This is a genomic window from Natrinema zhouii (assembly GCF_013456555.2).
GTDB lineage: Archaea > Halobacteriota > Halobacteria > Halobacteriales > Natrialbaceae > Natrinema > Natrinema zhouii.
In genome coordinates, this window is the sequence record NZ_CP084884.1 from 57,261 (window position 1) to 74,423 (window position 17,163).

The 17,163-nt window shown below is 59.8% G+C and carries 17 protein-coding genes and 1 pseudogene; 10 read left to right on the forward strand and 8 right to left on the reverse strand.

Annotation, left to right across the window (positions count from 1 at the left end):
* Positions 1-30: 30 nt before the first annotated feature.
* Positions 31-216: pseudogene (locus tag HYG81_RS42670) on the forward strand (IS5/IS1182 family transposase); the annotation flags it as partial.
* Between the two features lie 11 nt (positions 217-227).
* Here HYG81_RS42670 and HYG81_RS42675 read toward each other — a convergent pair.
* Positions 228-1,130 (reverse strand): DUF7260 family protein, encoded by a 903-nt coding sequence (locus HYG81_RS42675; protein WP_226778445.1) that lies wholly within the window; start codon positions 1,128-1,130, stop codon positions 228-230.
* 137 nt (positions 1,131-1,267) lie between these two features.
* Here HYG81_RS42675 and citZ point away from each other — a divergent pair, with 137 nt between their 5' ends.
* The gene (gene citZ / locus HYG81_RS42680) at positions 1,268-2,398 is read left to right on the forward strand and encodes a citrate synthase (RefSeq protein WP_226778446.1); all 1,131 of its coding nucleotides are present in this window, start codon (positions 1,268-1,270) and stop codon (positions 2,396-2,398) included.
* Between the two features lie 33 nt (positions 2,399-2,431).
* Here citZ and HYG81_RS42685 read toward each other — a convergent pair whose 3' ends face one another.
* The 3 genes from HYG81_RS42685 to HYG81_RS42695 form a co-directional block, all read right to left on the reverse strand.
* On the reverse strand, positions 2,432-3,391 hold the full coding sequence (locus HYG81_RS42685) for a succinylglutamate desuccinylase/aspartoacylase family protein (protein ID WP_226778688.1): 960 nt from the start codon (positions 3,389-3,391) through the stop codon (positions 2,432-2,434).
* A 181-nt stretch (positions 3,392-3,572) separates the two neighbouring features.
* Entirely contained in the window at positions 3,573-4,346 is a 774-nt protein-coding gene (locus tag HYG81_RS42690) for an HpcH/HpaI aldolase family protein (RefSeq protein ID WP_226778447.1), read from the reverse strand.
* Positions 4,347-4,458: 112 nt separating this feature from the next.
* Positions 4,459-5,418: a hydroxyacid dehydrogenase gene (locus tag HYG81_RS42695; RefSeq protein ID WP_226778448.1), complete on the reverse strand. Its 960-nt coding sequence runs from the start codon at positions 5,416-5,418 to the stop codon at positions 4,459-4,461.
* 71 nt (positions 5,419-5,489) lie between these two features.
* Here HYG81_RS42695 and HYG81_RS42700 point away from each other — a divergent pair, with 71 nt between their 5' ends.
* From HYG81_RS42700 to HYG81_RS42725, 6 genes are all read left to right on the forward strand, one after another.
* Entirely contained in the window at positions 5,490-5,726 is a 237-nt protein-coding gene (locus HYG81_RS42700) for an FAD-dependent oxidoreductase (RefSeq protein WP_226778449.1), read from the forward strand.
* 588 nt (positions 5,727-6,314) lie between these two features.
* On the forward strand, positions 6,315-7,079 hold the full coding sequence (locus HYG81_RS42705) for an IclR family transcriptional regulator (protein ID WP_226778450.1): 765 nt from the start codon (positions 6,315-6,317) through the stop codon (positions 7,077-7,079).
* A gap of 542 nt (positions 7,080-7,621) precedes the next feature.
* Entirely contained in the window at positions 7,622-8,749 is a 1,128-nt protein-coding gene (locus HYG81_RS42710; RefSeq protein ID WP_226778430.1) for an acyl-CoA dehydrogenase family protein, read from the forward strand.
* Positions 8,750-8,806: 57 nt separating this feature from the next.
* Positions 8,807-9,991: a CaiB/BaiF CoA transferase family protein gene (locus HYG81_RS42715; RefSeq protein WP_226778451.1), complete on the forward strand. Its 1,185-nt coding sequence runs from the start codon at positions 8,807-8,809 to the stop codon at positions 9,989-9,991.
* A gap of 160 nt (positions 9,992-10,151) precedes the next feature.
* Positions 10,152-10,940 (forward strand): enoyl-CoA hydratase/isomerase family protein, encoded by a 789-nt coding sequence (locus HYG81_RS42720; protein WP_226778452.1) that lies wholly within the window; start codon positions 10,152-10,154, stop codon positions 10,938-10,940.
* A 65-nt stretch (positions 10,941-11,005) separates the two neighbouring features.
* Positions 11,006-12,271 carry an MFS transporter gene (locus HYG81_RS42725; protein WP_226778453.1) on the forward strand — a complete coding sequence of 422 codons (1,266 nt, stop codon included), beginning with the start codon at positions 11,006-11,008 and terminating at the stop codon, positions 12,269-12,271.
* Here the strand turns inward: HYG81_RS42725 and HYG81_RS42730 are convergent.
* Positions 12,268-13,374 (reverse strand): zinc-dependent alcohol dehydrogenase, encoded by a 1,107-nt coding sequence (locus tag HYG81_RS42730; protein WP_226778454.1) that lies wholly within the window; start codon positions 13,372-13,374, stop codon positions 12,268-12,270. The two genes, HYG81_RS42725 and HYG81_RS42730, sit on opposite strands and share 4 nt — an antisense overlap.
* Positions 13,375-13,433: 59 nt before the next feature.
* Between HYG81_RS42730 and HYG81_RS42735 the strand changes: the two genes are divergently transcribed.
* Together HYG81_RS42735 and HYG81_RS42740 are read left to right on the forward strand one after the other, a co-directional pair.
* On the forward strand, positions 13,434-14,372 hold the full coding sequence (locus HYG81_RS42735) for an isocitrate lyase/PEP mutase family protein (RefSeq protein ID WP_226778455.1): 939 nt from the start codon (positions 13,434-13,436) through the stop codon (positions 14,370-14,372).
* The gene (locus HYG81_RS42740) at positions 14,369-14,773 is read left to right on the forward strand and encodes a hypothetical protein (RefSeq protein ID WP_226778456.1); all 405 of its coding nucleotides are present in this window, start codon (positions 14,369-14,371) and stop codon (positions 14,771-14,773) included. Before HYG81_RS42735 ends, HYG81_RS42740 begins: the two co-directional genes overlap by 4 nt.
* A gap of 29 nt (positions 14,774-14,802) precedes the next feature.
* On the opposite strand, the gene HYG81_RS42745 is transcribed toward HYG81_RS42740, so the two are convergent.
* From HYG81_RS42745 to HYG81_RS42755, 3 genes are read right to left on the reverse strand one after another with little or no spacing between them, the layout of a single operon-like run.
* Positions 14,803-15,165 (reverse strand): Rieske (2Fe-2S) protein, encoded by a 363-nt coding sequence (locus HYG81_RS42745; protein ID WP_226778457.1) that lies wholly within the window; start codon positions 15,163-15,165, stop codon positions 14,803-14,805.
* Positions 15,166-15,167: 2 nt separating this feature from the next.
* Complete coding sequence (locus tag HYG81_RS42750; RefSeq protein ID WP_226778458.1) at positions 15,168-16,271, reverse strand: amidohydrolase family protein; 1,104 nt, start codon at positions 16,269-16,271, stop codon at positions 15,168-15,170.
* A 56-nt stretch (positions 16,272-16,327) separates the two neighbouring features.
* Positions 16,328-17,161: a DUF6282 family protein gene (locus tag HYG81_RS42755; RefSeq protein WP_226778459.1), complete on the reverse strand. Its 834-nt coding sequence runs from the start codon at positions 17,159-17,161 to the stop codon at positions 16,328-16,330.
* Positions 17,162-17,163: the final 2 nt, after the last annotated feature.

The following is a 17,163-nucleotide window of genomic DNA, read 5'->3' on the forward strand; positions in this document are numbered from 1 at the left end:
TCGGTTTCGCTCCTTAACCGAACACGGATGGATCACGCACACAATGCTCGTATTGACGAAGGTCGGTACGCTCAGCGGTCAATAACCGAAACCGTCAACTCAACTGTCAAGCGCTCGCTCGGCTACGCCGTGCGAGCGCGTAACTGGTATCGAGAGTTCCGTGAAGTCACCCTGATGTGTGTCGTCTACAACATCAAGCGTGCCATCAAACCGTGAAATCCACCGCCTTACAGCGATTCAACAAAGCCTCGAATCAAGTCGAGAGCCGCGTTCAACACAGGGAAACTGAACCCGAGATGATCGTAAAGATACCGCTGCAACAATTGGTCGGATCCGACTCGGTTGCTGTGAAGGCTCCGCTGTCGATCCGCTACGAGTTGTTCGCAGGCGTCGATATTCCTTTGTAGGGTCTTATCAGACGAGACTAACTGCAAAAAAGAATGCCACTCTAGTGTAGAATTTTGGTCGAACGAATCCTCGATATCCTGCAGTCGCTCGGACGCATCAGCTAACGATTCTTGCTCCCGAGAGAGACTTCGAAGCAACTCCTCGCGTCGCCGAGCAGCGGTGCGTGCCTGCTGGACCAGTAATCGCTTCAACTGCGTAGAAAACGGTTGATCGTCTACTACAACTGTAGCGATGTCTCGGTTAAACTCTGCAGCCATATTTTCGCGAAGAGGTTCGCCATAGTCCTCGTCGTAATGGGGGACCGCCATCACCGTTTCTCGATAGCGATCTCGGACGGGTTTTACTCTGGTTCCGACAGTTCCTCCCTTCATCAGCAGCGTTTGGTTTGATTGCGAGAAACCATCTGATACGCTCAGCGCTCGCACTTCCTCGGCGAAATCGTAAAACGCGTCTCGTTCCGTACGCATGCGTTCGCGCTCGGTTTCTACGACTGATTGAGCTTTCCGAATGTATCCCGCAGCGCCTATCAGTGCCGCCGGATTCCCCTGCATAGATAGTAGAGTAATAAACTGATCTCCGCCGAGTCCGCCCGCTGTCTGCACGATCAATCTCGATAGTAGTTTCGGAGAGACGGTGATAAGGAACAGTACGACGACGAGATATCGAATACAGTTCCCAGGTTCAGTTTTCCGTACCGTCCCGTTAGAGACTGTGTTAGTCACCACCACATAGGAATATGCGAAGAATAATAACCGTGATTGATAGTTTGACTACGGCAATCGCATTTATTCTACTAAATTGGGCCCGAACCGAACCCTCCGATAGTAACCTTTTTCGAAGTGTGTGAAAACACCTCACTATGGCAGATGTAGTGAAACGTGGTCTTGAGGGAGTCGTAGTTTCGGAGTCGCAACTTAGCACGATCAACGGCGACGCCGGTCGGTTGAGCTATCGAGGGTACGCCATCGAGGATCTTGCTCGTGGCGCTAGCTACGAGGAAGTGCTTTACCTGCTCTGGTACGGTACCCTCCCCGATCAAACGGAGCTGGCCGAATTTACCGAGGCAATGGCGGCCGATCGCGAGGTCGACGATACTATCCTCGAGATAACGCGAGCGCTCGCGGCCGCAGACGAAGAACCGATGGCCGCCTTGCGCACGGTCGTCTCCGCACTCTCGGAATCGGACTCCGACGCTGATATGACTGATCGCGAGGCAAATCTACGGAAAGGGCGATGGATCACGGCGAAAATGCCGACGATCGTCGCGGCCTTCGAACGGGCTCGCCGCGGCGACCAGTTAGTCCCGCCGCGAGAGGACCTCGGACACGCGGAGAATTTCCTGTACATGCTCAACAACGAGGTCCCCAATGAGGTGGTGAGCGAGACTTTCGATCAGGCGCTGGTCCTCCACGCCGACCACGGTCTGAACGCGTCGACGTTCTCCGCAATGGTTACTGCGAGCACGCTCGCCGACCTCCGCGCAGCTCTCACGAGCGCCATCGGCACCTTGAGCGGAAGCCTACACGGGGGTGCCAATCAGGACGTTATGGAGATGCTCGAAGATGTCGACCGTTCCGGATCAGATCCGCTCAAATGGATCGAAACTGCGATTGACGAGGGTCGTCGTATTCCCGGCTTCGGCCACCGCGTCTACTCCGTTACGGATCCACGCGCGAAAATCCTTAGCGAACGATCTGAATCTCTCGGGAAGGCTGCCGGAGATACAAAGTGGTACGAGATGAGTACCGCCATCGAGCAATATTTGGCCGAAGAGAAGGGGTTAGCTCCCAACGTGGATTTCTACTCTGCGTCCACGTACTATCAGATGGGAATCCTGATCGACATGTATACGCCGATCTTCGCCATCTCTCGTGTCGGCGGCTGGATCGCTCACGTGCTTGAGCAGTACGACGATAATCGGCTCATTCGACCTCGAGCGCGCTATGTCGGCCCAGAAAACCGCAAGTTCGTTCCGCTCGAAAAGCGATAAGCGCCTTCGAACGGCTGCGACGTTTCCACGCGGCTAGTATGTCGTGATGCCAGTACCGACGGAACAAACGTACTCGCCGGTAGCAACCTGCGGAAGGCGTCGACTCCGCCAGAAGATCCCGTCGTTGTTGGCGGTCACTTCGGCTTTCGGCTCGCCGAACGGCGTCGTCACTTCGAATATCGTCTCGCCGCGCGTAACCTCGGAGCCGAGTTCCTTTTTGAACGATATCAGTCCACCTGCAGGCGTACCGTAGTGATCGAATCCCGTCGCCTTCGTCTGGTCTTTAATGTCGATATTCCCCTGCAGAAAGTTGTAGTACCGTAGGACGTTGAAGACCCCCGTAACGCCTTTGCGGATACTACTTTCATCCCAGCCGACGCAGCCGCCGAGTTCCGGATCGACGGTTGGTATACCTTCGTTGGGTGTGGTCCGAGCGAGCTGCCCATCCGGCCCCTTCTGATCGAGAACATAGCCACAGCCGAAAACCTTCGCGAGTTCGAGACAGGAGTCGTAAAGCCGATGTCTTCGGCCACACCGCACTCGGATCTCATCGATCATTCGGCTCGTCGATGCCTGGTGAAGATCCAGCGCGAGGTCGGCTTGCGTCGCGACATCAAACGTTTCGGCCGTGATACGCTCGCTCGACGTTCCGTCACGGTCCCCCGGATACGTCCTGTTCGTCTTCGTATCATCGATCGGATTTCGGTGTTCTGCCACCTGAAAGCCGTGGTAATTGACGATTCCGATGACGAGGACCGCTCCTGAGATCTTCGCGGGATCGAGCCGGGGAACCACCCGCTGAACGACGCCGACGCCGTTCAATTCGTCCCCGTCGCTCGCCGCCTGTATGTACAACGTATCGCCCGGGGCTTCACCGTTGATAACGGCAATGGGAAGGCCGAATGGCCGTCCATCTCGAGTCTCACCTATCTCAAGCCGTCCTGTACTGACTTCACCAGGGGCGGCACTCGCCGTTCCAATCGTTATCATGATCAATCGAGGTACTGAGGGACCGCTTTGTTGTTCGATAATTGCATGCTATCGGAGCGGACCGGACAGACAGATAAATCGCCGGAGCGGTCGGGGTTTTCGAGGTGGTTCAAGTGGGTTCTCCGTTCGCGGATCGGACTGATGTACGATCCGGTCTGAGGATCCTTGGAATGACCGTCATGACTCATTCAATTTGGGCCATTCGATCCATGAGCGTCCTTCTGGCCGATTCGAATTCACCACCGATACGGAGAATCTGATAGCCGTTGCTGATTTTCCGGTTTACATTGTCGACGGCGTGGGCAACGGCGCCAAGCGGGACGCCCGCGCTTCGACTCGCCGCTTCGACTGTTTCAATGGCCGCAGTCACCTCCAAGTGATCAGATTCGTTTGGGTGCCCGAGTTGTGTCGCGAGGTCGTTCGAACCAACAAACGCGAACCCGAGCTCCGCGACATCCAGGATATCAGAAATATTGTCGACAGCTTCCTCGGTTTCGATCATTGCGCCTAGGTTGACGGTGTCATCCTCGCGTTGCGCGTACCCCTCCGTCGTTCCGTACCCGCTCGCCCGTTGGCCGGCCATTCCCCGATTGCCAGGACGCCCCTCGTAGACAAACCGCGTCGCTTCGGCGGCGCGGCGGACCTCCGCAGCGGTTTCGATTCGCGGGATGAGTAGGTTTCGAACGCCCGTATCGAGGACCTTTCGGATCAGTGCCGGATCCTCGTCCGGGAGACGGACGAGCAGCTGGATCCCGCTCAGCTCCGCCGCTCGCTGCAGGTGAGTGATCTTATCGGCGTCCCACGGACTGAACCCGGAGTGCTCGAAGTCCAGCCACACGAAGTCGAGTCCGATATCACCGTAAATCTCGACGAGTGCCGGCGAAAACGAGGAGGCACGAGCGCCGAGGACGACACCGTCGTCTGTAATCACTTCTCGAACCGTGTTCTGACGGACCATAGCTGTGACAGACAATACCGCTCCTCTTGATTCTTGTCATTTTATACTAGTACATGACACGATGGACGGTGACAGTTGGCGATACCGCAGAAAACGTGATTCGACGCTATGGTTACAACGCGTCCTTGTTCACCGTTGACTCTGGGACTCCGCCGTCGTAGACCGTCCGGACGTTCTCCGCAGCGCCCACGCTCATTCGTCGCGTCGCCTCGACCGATAGCGTCCCCATGTGAGGGGACAGAATGACGTCATCCCGCTGGAGGAGCGGGTCGTCTGGCGCCGGCGGTTCGTCGTGGAGCACGTCCAGCCCGGCGGCGATCAACTCGTCTTCCGCTAACGCCCGCTCTAATGCCGACTCATCGATAATCTCTCCTCGAGCTGTGTTGACGATGTAATCGATCTCCCGCAACTCGTCCCGTCCGATGGCACGCCGCGTCTCATCGGTGAGCGGGGCGTGGACACTCACCGTGTCGGCCGCCTCGAACAGCGCACGTTTCTCGCTCGCCTTCTCGACGTCCGCCGGTAGCTTGTCCTCGCTGACGTACGGATCGTACACGATGCATCGCATTCCCATTCCGACCGCCAGGTCCGCCGCTTCGCGCGCGATACTGCCGAACCCGAAGAGACCGAGCGTGTCACCGGTGATTGTATGCCGACGGAACCGATCCCAGTCCGACCGAGCGTCCCAGTTGCCACCCCGGACCGCGCGGTCGGCTTGCAGGAGGTTCCGCCGCGTCGTCAATATCAGCGTGATCGCGTGCTCCGCAACTGTCCGCGAGTTCGCTTGCGGAGTATTGCAGACCACGATCCCGCGGTCGCTCGCGGCATCGATATCAATGCTGTCCAGCCCGACGCCGTGCTTCGAGATGACCTTCAGCCGTTCGGCGTCGGCGATCAGGTCGGCGTCGAGTTCCACCCCTCGGAGGATTATCGCGTCGGCATCCGGGAGCTGGTCGCCGATGGTCTCGTCGTCGTACGTTTCAACTGACAGCACGATGTCGCTGATCGACTCCGGTCCTTCGCTCGCGATCTGTTCTGGGATCAATAATTGCCACTTCTCGCTCTCAATCATACCCATACTACTCGTGGGCAGTTATATAAATGCATACGATCTGTCGGATCTGATAGTCGGTCACCGATACTATGATATCTTCGTACGACGCTGCCGTCGTCGGCGGTGGAATCGTCGGTTCGTCCATCGCCTATCATCTGGCCCGCAGCGGATCCAAGATGGTACTGCTGGATCACGACGACAAGGGAGCGGCTACCGCCGCCGGTGTGGGGATCGTCTTTCCCCGACGTCCAACTGAGGGGAATCGGACTCGTGGTTTCGGTTTGCTCTCGAGGCAACGGACTACTACCCGAAACTCGCGGACGTGATTAACGAGTACGATCACGGCTATTCCCGTTCGGGGCTATTGGCCGTCGCCGTCGACGAGGGCGAAATCGATGCATTCGAGCGAGCGAAGTCCCGAACCGAACGTCGGCCGAGGAGTACGGACGCCTGCAAGCGGATCGTACGAGGGAGATCTCCGCGGGTCAAGCGCGGTCCACTATGAAGACGCGGCGCGGGTCGACGGCCGGGCGTTCGCGAGCGCGCTTCGCGACGCCGGACGGCACGCCGGGTTGACCGTCCGGAACGCGGACGTGACTGGACTCCGCCTCGAAAACGAGGGGTTGCCACCGATCTCGTCAAGGGCGTTGAACCGGCCGTCGAATGGGGCGCGTTCCGGACAGATCGGTTTCGAGACGAGTGATGTGGGTCGGACAGCAATGAGTTCTTCCTCGATTCGGCGCTGCAGGTGATGACCGATTTGGCTTCTCTGATTGCGCTACCAACCGGTAATCGGTGGGCGGCGCTCACTTCTGTTCCAATATGGACGACGAAATCCCTCACAAGCACACGATTTGTATGGGGTAGTTTCTCCAGAGGCGAACTTTAAATAGTATGAGCTGTAGGTAACAGGTATGGAATCCGATCACTCGAACATCAGGTCGGTGGAAATCAGCCTCGGAATAATCCAACAACTCGTGGAACGGGACGGCGCTCGAGTAACCGAACTCGCGGAAGAACTAGACATTGCGCCGAGTACGGCACATAACCATCTGCGGACGCTCCTGAACAACGGGTTCGTGATCGACGAAGGAAGCGTCTACTATCCCAGTCTTGAGTTCCTCCACGTCGGGGAATACGCTCGCCAGCGGAAGGTCGGGTATCAGAAGGCCGAACAGCACGTGAAGGCCCTCGCCGAGGAGTCGGGTGGCCGGACGCACTTTACCGTCCTGGAACACGGTCACGGGCGGTACGTTTACACTAAAACTGGGGACCTCGCCGTTGAGACGTTCTCCCGGTACGGCAGTCAGTTTCCGCTTCACGTGACTGCAGCCGGCAAGGCGATGCTCGCCGAACTGCCGGACTGGCAGATTCAGGAGATCGTCGACCAGTGCGGACTAAAGGCATTGACGGACCAGAGTATTACCGATGAGGAGGAACTGTTTGCGGAGTTAGAGGCAACCCGTGAACGCGGTGTTGCGTTCAACTTTGAGGAACACAACAAGGGAATCAGCGCGGTTGCAGCGTCGGTACAGGAACCCAATGGCTCGCTCCTCGGTGCGTTAACGATCTCCGGCCCGGCCCAGCGGTTCAAGGGTGACCTCATCCGGGAGGAGTTCCCTGATCTCCTCCTCGCGAGGGTGAATGAACTGGAACTGGACATCGTCTATTCGGACTGATATATACATTCATACTGTTGTAAAGGGTCGCGCTCGATGCTCTGCCAAAAATCACAGACATACGGTTGTAAAAATAAATGGCAAATATTAAACCAGTAAGTTCGATATACGAACGCACCGGTATAAACGGTTGTAATCAACATCTCACTATAGATTACAACCATACGTCTGTAAAGAATTCTGCCGGATCTTCTAGCCTGATTATACACTCATATGGGTGTAATGGGATGACCTACGTCTGCAGATTCAATCTTACACGAGACAGATATTAGCATTGGTACGAATCGGTTCCGTGTTTCGGCAGAGCAAAAACTTGGTGATGCGGATTGTTCGCACAGCACGATAACTAGAAGTCATATTAGCGGCTAATATTCGGTATTTGCACACATTCGGACCATATCGACCCTGATCCACCGATACCTCGAACGCCATCCCTGAAAAAATACTTCCGCCCGTAGTAAGGATCCAGACTGGTGAATCTTGAGTGAACCGGAGGTCGCAGTACCCAAACACTCAAATGGAATCCATCCGACCTTCTGAACATGGACTTTCGACGATCCGATGAACAGGAGTTGATATACCAGGCAGCAATCGACATCGCGACAGACCAATTCGCGGAGAAGGCGTTCACTTGGGAGGACGAGTTCCCGTACGAGAATCAGAAGATTCTGGCGGAACAGGACCTTCTCGGGATCGGTTTACCGATGGAGTACGGCGGCGGCGGCTACTCAGTCGTCGAAGTTCTCATCGCGCAGGAGGCAGTCGGACGCGTCTGCCCCGACACCGCACACATCCTCTCGCGATCATCAATGGGACCGCCGCGGGCGATCGCGGAACTGGGAAGCGAGTATCTCAAGGAGAAGTACCTCTCGGCCGTCTGCGACGGGAACTCAATCATCTCCGTCGCAATCTCGGAAGCTGAGGCGGGATCCGACGCTAGCAACATGCAGACGAGTGTCGAGCGCGACGGTGACGAACTTATCCTAAACGGCAGCAAGATGTGGGTAACCAAGGCGGCCCAGTGCGACGCGTTCCTCGTTTACGCGCGGTTCCCGGACGACAACATCGGTGCGATCGTCGTCGACAAGGACACTGATGGCCTCACGCTTGACGACGGCTCGGTCAACATGGCCGGCCACGTCCAACACCAGCTGTACTTCGATGACTGCACCGTCCACGAAGACCAGGTGTTAGTCCACGAGAAGGACGCGTTCAAGCGGCTGCTGATCGAGTTCAACGTCGAGCGGTGCCACAACGCCATGATGTGCGTCGCCTGCGGTCTCAATGCGTTCGACAAGGCCCTCGACTACGCGAAGAACCGGGAACAGTTCGATCAGCCGGTCGCCGACTTCCAGGGGATCGAGTGGAAGTTAGCCGATATGGCGATGGAACTCGACGCCTCCCGGCTACTGATCTACCGTGCGGCCGCTAATGCCCGCGAGAGCGATCCCTCGCGACTGGAGACCTCGATGGCGAAAGTGAAGGCCAACGAGGTCGGCCAGGAAGTGGTCGACGAGTCAATGCAGATCCACGGTGCGAACGGCTACATGAAGGATTCGCCGATCGAGTACCTCTACCGGTGGGTGCGTGGGTGGAAGATCGCCGGCGGGACGGTTGAGGTCCAGCGGAACGCGATCGCCAGCGAACTGAAGAAGTACGGACTTGACTGAGTCCCGTCCGGGCATCGGGTAGATACTTTTTTGACCCCGGGCCGGCCTATACCAGGTATGCGCCAACCGCTTAGTGGAGTCAGAGTACTAGATCTCGGTCAGATTTACCAGGGGCCGTATTGCGGAACAATCCTCTCCTACCTCGGTGCTGACGTTATCAAGGTCGAGCCGCCGTGGGGCGAGAACATCCGAACGCGTACCGAAGACGGCAAACCCCCCCAGTACCAGTACCTCAATCCGAACAAGCGCGATATAACGCTCGACTTCAAGTCTGAAGAGGGAAAGGAGGCTCTCCATCGGCTGGCCGAGAAGGCCGATGTCGTCATCGAGAACTACTCGACCGGGACGATGGACTCTCTCGGGCTGGGCTACGACGATCTGAGCGAGGTGAACCCTGAACTCGTCTACGCTCATGGATCTGGATACGGCGACGACGGCCCGTACGCTGACTACCCCGCGATGGACCTGACTATTCAGGCGATGAGCGGCGCGATCCACACGACCGGCTTCCCCGATCAGAAACCGGTCAAGGCTGGGCCGGCGATCGCCGACTTCTTCGGCGGGATTCACCTCGCCGTCGGTGTTGTGGCCGCGCTCTTCGAACGGGTGTTTACCGGTGAAGGCCAGTACGTCGAAGTGGGGATGTTCGACTGCCTCTATCCGACGCTCGCCTCACCGGTTTCGTCGTGGGTCTCCCAGAACGACGCGCCACCGCGAACGGGAAATAAACACTCTGGCCTCGCAATCTCCCCATACAACGTCTACGAGGTCGAGAACGGGTACGTCGCTGTCATCTGTATCAGCAAACACCAGTGGGAGAGCCTCGCGCGGCTTATCGGCCGCGAGGACATGGTTGGGGATGATCGGTTCGGCTCGAAGTACAAACGCGCCCAGCACATGGATCTGATCGACGGTGCGATTGAGGACTGGATGGAGGGGAAAGAGAAAGACGCGGTCGTCGAGACGCTCCTCGAGCGGGACATCCCCTGCGCACCGGTCCAGACGGTCGAGGAGATCGTCGACGATCCCCACCTCAAGCACCGCGAGATGCTCAACTACGTGCCGAACCAAAGCGAAGGTCGCGACGAGATCCCTATCCCCGGGATGCCGATCAAGTTCTCCGGGAGCGAGAGTCCGGAGGTCGAACCCGCACCCGAACTCGGCGAGCACACGGAAGAGGTGCTCGCGGAGCTCGCCGGTTACTCCGCGGAGGAGATCGCACGACTGCAGGCCGACGACTGACCGACCGCAACCGTCGCGAACCGGACGTCAACGGGGGTGCGACCACCACTGACTGACGATCGCGACGTGGTTGTAACGGGCGGCCGACCGTAGGCAGTCGCGTCCGTCTCGACGAACGGAACGGCAATTTTTATAAGGACTCCCATCCCCGTGTGTGATAATGCCGTACAATAAGATCGACTACGATATCGTAGACGGCCGTGCGGAGGTCTTCATCGACCGCCCTGACATCATGAACGCTTTCGACGAGGAGACACTGCTGGAACTCAACGAGGCGTTACAGGACGCAATGACGGACGACGACGTGTACGTCGTCCTGCTCTCGGGGCACGGCCGAGGGTTCTGCAGTGGTGCCGACGTGACCTCGATGGACGGCCGTGAGGATCGAGAGAAGAAACACCTGTATGGATCGCACCTCTGGCTGGTACAGAACGTCGATCGCCTCCTCTACTTCGGACAGAAGCCAACGATCGCGGCGGTCAACGGGCCGGCGGTCGGCGCCGGTTGTGACTTCGCGCTCGCGTGCGATATGCGGGTCATGGACGACAACGCCTTCCTCCGCCAGCAGTTCGTGAACATCGGTCTGGTCCCCGGCGACGGCGGCGCGTGGCTGTTACCGCGACTCGTCGGTGAGAGCAAGGCTAAGGAACTCATTCTGACCGGTCGCGACATCGATGCCGACGAGGCTGAGGTTCTCGGTCTGAGCGTCGAGACCGCCACCGACGGCGACGTCGTCGAGCGCGCCAGGGACCTCGCGAACGAACTCCGCGACAAACCGGCGCTCGCCATGCAGAACACCAAACAGCTCATCGACACGAGCCAGAGCTTCGAGGACTACACCCAGGCCGCGCTCGAGGCTCAGTGGAAGTGCGTGAACGATCCGGAGCATACGGAGGCCGTCGACGCCGTCATCGAGGGCCGGGAACCGGCGTTCGATCGCGACTACTGAATGGAGAGTTCCGTGATACCGCATTCATCGATCGAGTCCGTGAGACGGGGGACCCGCTTCTGAGCATGTACGGTCGATCTTGGGTTCGCGGCCGTCTAGGTACCGTACAGACGATTTTTCGCGAACTGCGTCAGGGGGGACGAGGGTGGATCCTGCTCGGCGTCGCCGGGGGATGGCTCCTCTCGATGGGGGTTCGAATTATCTTTCCAGCGATGCTACCGCTGTTCCGGGAGGCGTTCGACCTCACGCTGACGACGGCGGGTCTCCTGATTTCCGTCCTCTGGTACGCCTATGCGCTCGGCCAGTTCCCAGGCGGCGTTTTGGGAGATCGGCTCGGCGCCCGAATCGTCCTGACCGCGAGTACGCTCGTCTCGACTGTAACGATTTTCCTCGTTGCGCTCGCGTGGGACTATCGGATCCTCTTCGCCGCGACGGCGCTGTTCGGCTTCGCGACCGCGCTGTACGGCACGACCCGGTTTACGGTCCTCACGGACGTCTACTCGAAGCGAGACGGCACGGCCGTCTCGCTCACGATGGCGGCCGGAGACGTCGGTAACACGCTGCTGCCGCCGCTGGCCGTTGGGATCGCATCGTGGTTCTCTTGGCGGGCCGGGATGGGATTCACCGCGCCGCTGTTTCTCTGTATGGGGTTGTTCCTCTGGTACGCGATTCCATCAGGATCGCTTCGTGCATCCGACGGAGACGGTACCAGCGCCACCGACGGAGGAGACGCAGCCACCGCCGATGGATCCAGCCCGTCGCTCCGGTACGTCCTCTCGAGCATCCTCCTCGGGCCGGTCCTGATCGCCACTGCCATCCAATTCCTTGGTTTCTTCGCGTGGCAAGGGTTCACGTCGTTCTTCGTCACCTACCTCATCGAGACGAAGGGGTTCTCCACCGGAGCCGCCTCGACGTTGTTCGGCTTCTTCTTCTTCTTGGGACTACTCGTCCGTCCGCTGTCGGGCCTCAGCCACGACACGCTCGGACCGCGTCGGACGCTGATGGGCATCCTCACGCTGATAACGATCGGACTCAGTGCGCTTTCGTTTGTCGAGGGGTTCATTCCGCTCGTCGTGCTCACGGTGCTGTTGAGCAGTCTCCTCGGATTCACGCCGACGACTCAGACGTTCATCGCGAACGCGCTCCCGACCGAGATAAAAGGATCCGGGCTCGGACTCCTGCGCACCGGCCACCTGCTGTTCGGGGCGACGAGCGCGACCATCGTCGGGTTCGTCGCCGATATCGGCTACTTCGACCGAGCGTTTCTGTTACTCGCGGGGGCGACCGGTGTCGCAGCTGTGCTCAGTCTGTTCCTCCCGAAGCTCGACTAATTGAGGACGAGCTGAGCCGGCCCGAGCGCGTCGTACTCGTCCTTGTTGAGGGTGATGTCGACCGCGGTCTCGAACTCCTCGAGGCCGTCGAGTTCGTGGGTGACGTAGTCCTCGATCGGGACCTCGCCGTCTGCAACGAGGTCGGCGGCCAGCCGCCCCGTGTCTGTGCCGGGTTGGATCGAAACGAGGCCCTTCCGCGGATTGACCCAGCGAATCGACTTCGATCGCAGGTACCGCGGCGACAGGTCGACCTCGCCCTCGATGTGACTCACCTGTACCACCGTGCCGCCGCGTCGTACCACCTCGAACGCCTGTGCGATCGGATCACCGCCCTCGGTGGCGTGGCTCTGGTCACCGCCGACTGCCTCGAAGACGACATCAGCACCGATCCCGTCGGTGGCCTTGTCGACGGCCTCGACGACATCAGTCTCCGTCGCATCGATCGCCTCAACGCCGTTTTGCTCGGCGAGTTCCAGCGGTCGGTCGCGGACGTCGACGGCATACACCGTTTCAGCACCGAACTGGTTGGCCAGAAGCGCGCACTGATACCCCATGACGCCGGCGCCGATGACGACGACGGTATCGCCTGGCTCCACGTCCGCGTCGAGTGTACAGAGGACCGAGCTGGCCATCGGCTGCAACGCGGCGCCCTCCGCGTCCGAGACGGAATCTGGGAGCGTACAGAGCGGTTCGACGGGCATCCGCACGTACTCCGCGAGCGCTCCGGGGCGGTCGAACCCGAGACTGGTGATGTCATCGCAGAGGTGCTGGTGGTTCGACCGGCAGTAGGTACACTCACCGCAGTAAGGTTTGCCGGGCGCGTAGACCCGATCGTTCTCCGCGTAGGCGTCGACGCCCTCGCCGACTGCCATGATTCGGCCGCAGAACTCGTGGCCGAACAACTGTGCACCGCCGTTGCTCTCGTGAATGCGATGAGCAACCTCGTCGTGATGAGCGATCTCGGTGCCGCGGTACAGCATGCACTCTGTGACGCTGAGCTGGACGCGCGACACCTCGATGAGCACCTCGCCCGGACCGGGCGTGGGCGTTTCGACTTCCTTCACTTCCGACGATTCGAAGTCAGTACAGACTACTGCTCGCATAACAACCGTACATCTCACACGAGCTACTAAACCCTTGTCGTACCTTCTCGTGGGAACCCGTGGCAAAGTATAAGTCGACGCTCGCGGTGTCCAACGATATGTCCGCGACCATGCAGGACCTCGTCGAGCGAGACGAACTGACAGTCGTTCCCGGCGTCTTCGACGCCCTGACCGCAAAGCTGGCCGAGGATGTCGGCTTCGAAGCGCTGTACCTCGGAGGGTACGTCGTCGGCTCGTCGATCGCGGCCTCGGAGCCGCTGACGACGATGACCGAGATGTGCGATCGAGCAGGGGAGATCACGGCGGCGACTGATCTGCCGCTCATCGTCGACGGCGACGCCGGATTCGGGAATCCCTCGCATACCCATCGGACGATCCGGCAGTACGATCACGCCGGGATCGACGCTCTCCACATCGAGGATCAGGTCTATCCCAAGCGGATGCACTACTTCGCGACGGAGGATCGGGAGGGGCGCAAGCACATCATCGACACCGAGGAGATGCAACAGAAAGTTCGAGCAGCAGCCGAGGCCAAGTCCGCGATCGACTCGGACATCACGATCATCGCGCGGTCGGACGCCGCCCGCGACCAGCGCCGGGAGTTCGAGACGATGGAAGACGCCGTCGAACGGATCAACACGTACTTCGACGCCGGTGCGGACATGGGGCTGCTCTTCCCGGCCGACCGCGAGGAGGCGCGGTACGTCGCCGAACGTGCCGACGGACCGATGCTGTATGTGATGCTCGAGAACCGCCTGTCGAGAGACGAGCGTCCGTCCGTCGCGGAACTCCAGGACATGGGCTTCGCGATGGCGGCCTACCCGATCGGGGCGACGGTACTCGCAGCCCACCACACCAAGCGGCTATACAAGTCCCTGCACGAAACGGGCGAAACGGGCATCGAGAAGGAGACATTCGCGGAGACTCGCAACGAGATCAACCGCGTGATCGGCTTGCACGACTACTACGACATCGAGGAGCGATCTGGGAAGAAATGACCGACGATCCACCGCGATCCGCGGACCTGCCCGCCGGCTACGACGACCTCGACCCGTACGCCGACATTGATCTCGAGACATTGCCGGAGTGGTGGCGACGGAATATCGAACTGTTCCGGGAGCACGGATTGCGCCCGTACCGTCCCGCCCGACTCGCCGACGGTGAACTGCTGCCGGTCGTCCTGGATCGCCTCGAAGACCGGTATGGCGTCACGATCACCGTTCGCACCGTCCCCTCCGACGGGACCGAGACGTGGAGTATCTGGATGGACGGGGACCGCGTCGCCGACGTGTCCCGGACGCGAACGAAAGACGGTCGGTCCGAGTACGATATCGATTCGGAGGTTCTCGAGGCGCTCGTCGCGAGTGCGCTCGGAGAGCGGCACGAGTCCGAGGGCTGAGACAATAAATCGATTCGATTCGAGCGCGTTCAGAAACTGATGTAGACGTTCCCGCCGTCGACAACGACGTCGTACGTGGGAACGGCGTAGTGGTCGTCGTTGATGTTCCGACCGGTCGTGACGTCGAACTTCCAGGCGTGCCAGGGGCATGTGATGTTCTTCTTAATATCGACGTACCGCCACTCCCAGCCGTCGTCGCCGGTTTCCATCTCCCCACGCAGCTCCCCTTCACAGAGCGGGCCAGCTTGGTGGGGGCAGTAGTTGGCGACGGCGTGATAGCCGCCGTCGATGTTGAACACCGCGATCTCCTGACCGCGGACGTCGGCGATGACGCGGTCACCCGGGTCACCGATCTCGCTTTCGTCACAAACGTAGTGTCGATTCTCGCCCACGGTCACCACCCCAGGACGCGTCGGGCGGTTCCGCCCATGATGTTTCGCACTGTCCCGTCGTCGAAGTGCGGTTCGATGCGGTCGTACAGTTCCTCCGGCGGATCGAAATCGGAGTGGGGCAGGTCTGACGAGAACATGACGTTGTCGGGGCCGGCCATCTCGATCGCCCAGGCGGTGTGTTCGGGGTTGCCGGTGGGGAGTCCGAGCGGCTGGGTCGTAAACGAGATCTGGTCATCGACGTACGCGCTCGGCCGCTTCGAGAGGATTGGCATCTCGTACTCCAGTTCGAGGTAGTGGTCGTCGAGGCGCCACACCGTGTAGGGAATCCAACCGACGCCCGCCTCCTGGAAGACAAACTGGAGATCGGGGTACCGCTCGGGGATGCCCTGAACGATCAGCGAGGTGAGGTTCTGCATGTGTGAGAACGGGTGGACCGTCACGTGCTCCTCTGTGTAGGTCTCATTGTACATCCGTTGGACGGGAAACGCGTGGCTCGTGTTGATGCTTGCGCTGTGGAAGAACACCGGGAGGTCGTGCCGCTGGGCGGCCTCGTAGATCGGATCGTATCGCGTGTGTCCCGGCGGTGGAACGAGCCCCGTCGCCGACATCGTGACGCCGACGACGCCGGACTCGTCGCCGTGGCGGTCGATCTCCTCCGCCGCCTTGTCGGGACGCTGATGCGGGAGTACCAACAGCGCCTTGAGGCGGTCTTCCCCCTCGTCGACGACAGTGTCCAAGACCCACGAGTTGTACCCGTTCGATAGCGCGACGGACGCTCTCGTGTTGTTGACGGTCGGAAGCGCCAGATTCGTTCCTGGCGATACGATGCCCAGATTGATCCCGAACTCGTCCATCCGCTCTAACTTCGCTTCCGCGCTGTTTTCCTCCGTGTTCCACGCGTTTCGGTCGCTGTGCAGCGACGTCGGCATCGAGTGGGTAATCGAGTAGATGTCTTGGCGCGGATTTTCGGTCTCCTCGATGATCCGTCTGATTCCACTGTGGGTGTCGTCGATGTACGGCAGAACGTCCTCGACGCTCTCAGTCAGATGAGCGTCGCAGTCGACGATCTCGATGTCCGTGTCTCCATCTCTGATTTGAGTTGACATACCACTTCAGTGTATCAGAGACAGAATAATAAGTTTCAGTCCGAGCGCACCGACGTTCAGCGCGGCTCCAGCAGGACGCGTGGCGTCTCGAGCGCCATCGTCGCGATCTCGTCTTCGCTCAGCCCGGTGTTGACGAGCCGGTCGGCAAACTCCAGCAGTCCCTCTGGCGGCGAAGGGTTCGACGGCTGACCGTAGTCCGTCGAGAGGACGCAGCGGTCGGCGCCGACCGCGTCGACGGTCGTGGCCATCGTCTCGACGTCGACATCGCCTTTCGTCACCGGAAGGTAACACTTCTCGAGGTACGCGCCGCGCTCGGCGAAGGCAACCTGATCCTCGCGGGAGAGGTCCATAAAGGCCGATTCGGGGTGCGTGATGAGATAGGGCACTTCGGCGCCCATCGCCTCGAGTTCGTCGAGGATGACGTATGTCTCGTCAGGGCCGAGGTGGCCGTTCCCGAGCACGACATCACGATCGGCGTCGGCGACCGTCTCGAGCACGGCGCGAGCGTCGGCGCGGAGTGCACCATCGTCGGTGAGCGCGGTGAGGTCCTGTCCTTCGAAGGGGAAGTGTCGTCCCGGGGTGTAGTTGGCCGCGCTGAAGGTCGGCAGCCAGACGACGGAGACGCCCATCTCGATCGCCAATTTGACCGCACTGGGATTGAAGCCGCCGACAAACGTGTTCAACGCGATCGATGAGTAGATGTCGACGTCGGGAACCTGTTCAGCGGCCATCCGCGCCATCGGCGCGGTGTTCCAGAAGTGGCTCTTCAGCACGAACCCGCCGAGGTGGGACTCAGCGACCCGCCGCGCGAGCTCGACCGTCCCGTGCTTTCGCTCCCAGAGCGACGGGGCTGCGTGAACGTGGAAATCGATCGCATCGTCCGGCAGCATCG

What these genes read in the sequence shown, in the direction of transcription:
- HYG81_RS42690 (WP_226778447.1), bottom strand. Translation starts at nt 4,346, where the DNA reads ATGGTCCGTCAGAACACGGTTCGAGAAGTGATTACAGACGACGGTGTC.
- HYG81_RS42695 (WP_226778448.1), bottom strand. Translation starts at nt 5,418, where the DNA reads ATGATTGAGAGCGAGAAGTGGCAATTATTGATCCCAGAACAGATCGCG.
- HYG81_RS42720 (WP_226778452.1), top strand. Translation starts at nt 10,152, where the DNA reads ATGCCGTACAATAAGATCGACTACGATATCGTAGACGGCCGTGCGGAG.
- HYG81_RS42740 (WP_226778456.1), top strand. Translation starts at nt 14,369, where the DNA reads ATGACCGACGATCCACCGCGATCCGCGGACCTGCCCGCCGGCTACGAC.
- HYG81_RS42710 (WP_226778430.1), top strand. Translation starts at nt 7,622, where the DNA reads ATGGACTTTCGACGATCCGATGAACAGGAGTTGATATACCAGGCAGCA.
- HYG81_RS42750 (WP_226778458.1), bottom strand. Translation starts at nt 16,271, where the DNA reads ATGTCAACTCAAATCAGAGATGGAGACACGGACATCGAGATCGTCGAC.
- HYG81_RS42725 (WP_226778453.1), top strand. Translation starts at nt 11,006, where the DNA reads ATGTACGGTCGATCTTGGGTTCGCGGCCGTCTAGGTACCGTACAGACG.
- HYG81_RS42705 (WP_226778450.1), top strand. Translation starts at nt 6,315, where the DNA reads ATGGAATCCGATCACTCGAACATCAGGTCGGTGGAAATCAGCCTCGGA.
- HYG81_RS42730 (WP_226778454.1), bottom strand. Translation starts at nt 13,374, where the DNA reads ATGCGAGCAGTAGTCTGTACTGACTTCGAATCGTCGGAAGTGAAGGAA.
- HYG81_RS42715 (WP_226778451.1), top strand. Translation starts at nt 8,807, where the DNA reads ATGCGCCAACCGCTTAGTGGAGTCAGAGTACTAGATCTCGGTCAGATT.
- citZ (WP_226778446.1), top strand. Translation starts at nt 1,268, where the DNA reads ATGGCAGATGTAGTGAAACGTGGTCTTGAGGGAGTCGTAGTTTCGGAG.
- HYG81_RS42755 (WP_226778459.1), bottom strand. Translation starts at nt 17,161, where the DNA reads ATGCTGCCGGACGATGCGATCGATTTCCACGTTCACGCAGCCCCGTCG.
- HYG81_RS42700 (WP_226778449.1), top strand. Translation starts at nt 5,490, where the DNA reads ATGATATCTTCGTACGACGCTGCCGTCGTCGGCGGTGGAATCGTCGGT.